Origin of the sequence: Anaerobiospirillum sp. NML120511 (genome assembly GCF_023050955.1) — a bacterium.
Taxonomy (GTDB): Bacteria; Pseudomonadota; Gammaproteobacteria; order Enterobacterales; family Succinivibrionaceae; genus Anaerobiospirillum.
Genome location: NZ_JALKIK010000108.1, coordinates 1 through 1,503, shown reverse-complemented (window position 1 = coordinate 1,503; position 1,503 = coordinate 1). Strand labels below are relative to the sequence as shown.

Sequence of the window (1,503 nt, the reverse complement as noted above, 5' to 3'; positions counted from 1 at the left end):
GCGCAGTACTGTGAACCTCGATCAGAGTGGTGGATTAGCCCGGCAGGTGGGCGCTGGCTCCTGAGCGCCATAAACAGGGCTTTACCTGTCAGCTCTTTTGTCATGCGCTCTCCCATGGCGTAGCCGACAATTTCGCACGTATAAACATCTTTGATGCCAGCGAGGTACAACCATCCCTCCTGTGTTGCAACATACGTCAGGTCCGCCACCCAGACCTGATTTGGTGCTGTAGGAGCGAACGTCTGGTTCAGCAGATTTGGCGCAACTGGCAGATTGTGGTTCGGGTTCGTAGTCGCTCTGAACTTGCGTTTCTGCTTACAGCGTAGCCTCAGCTCCTTACGAAGACGTGCCAGTCGGTCACGACCAACGATGATGCCATTCTCTGCCAGCTCCGTCTGGAGCCGCCGGGTTCCATATGTTTCGCGAGTGCGGATATGTGCCACCTTAATCTCCAGTTTTAGCCGCTCATCACTTTGTTTTCTGTCTGAGGGGGCATGCTGTACCCGGTCGTAATAACCGCACCTGGATACACCAAATAAATGACACATCGGGTAATGCTGCCAACTTACTGATTTAGTGTATGATGGTGATTTTAAGGTGCTTGCGTGGCTTCCATTTCCATCAGATGTCCTTCCTGCTCCGCTACTGAAGGCGTGGTGCGTAACGGCAAAAGCACTGCCGGACATCAGCGCTATCTCTGCTCTCATTGCCGTAAAACATGGCAACTACAGTTCACTTACACCGCCTCTCAGCCCGGTACGCACCAGAAAATCATTGATATGGCCATGAATGGCGTCGGATGTCGCGCCAGTGCACGCATTATGGGCGTTGGCCTCAACACGGTTTTACGTCACTTAAAAAACTCAGGCCGCAGTCGGTAACCTCGCGCATACAACCGGGCAGTGATGTGATTGTCTGCGCTGAAATGGACGAACATTGGGGCTACGTCGGTGCTAAATCACGTCAGCGCTGGCTGTTTTACGCGTATGACAGGATACGGAGGACGGTTGTGGCGCACGTCTTCGGTGAACGCACTCTGGCCACACTGGAGCGTCTTCTGAGCCTGCTGTCGGCCTTTGAGGTCGTGGTATGGATGACGGATGGCTGGCCGCTGTATGAATCACGCCTGAAGGGAAAGCTGCACGTTATCAGCAAGCGTTACACTCAGCGCATTGAGCGACATAATCTGAATCTGAGACAACATCTGGCAAGGCTGGGACGGAAGTCACTGTCGTTCTCAAAATCGGTGGAGCTGCATGACAAGGTCATCGGGCATTATCTGAACATAAAACACTATCAGTAAGTTGGAGTCATTACCAAAATGGAGAATGTTATCATTGCTACACCCTGTGCTTAATAACTGCAACTCTCCGCCGTTCAGCGATGCTTTGATAATTCTGTTCCCATAGATATCGTTATCAAAATAAAGCGTAAATATCATATTTCCGTAACTGTTATCATCTCTTTTTTTGCACGTCCGAATAAACGCATTCAGTAAATTAC

Annotated in this window: 1 protein-coding gene and 1 pseudogene; one reads left to right on the top strand and one right to left on the bottom strand. The window is 50.7% G+C overall.

The features are described from left to right. Positions 1-548 (bottom strand): annotated as a pseudogene (locus tag MXE39_RS12840) (IS3 family transposase); the annotation flags it as partial. 57 nt (positions 549-605) lie between these two features. Between MXE39_RS12840 and MXE39_RS12835 the strand changes: the two are divergent. Further along, positions 606-1,303 (top strand): IS1 family transposase gene (locus MXE39_RS12835; RefSeq protein ID WP_223368647.1). Its coding sequence is split into 2 segments (ribosomal slippage): positions 606-855 and positions 855-1,303, totalling 699 coding nucleotides; the frame shifts between segments, so codons are not numbered across the junction. Positions 1,304-1,503: the final 200 nt, after the last annotated feature.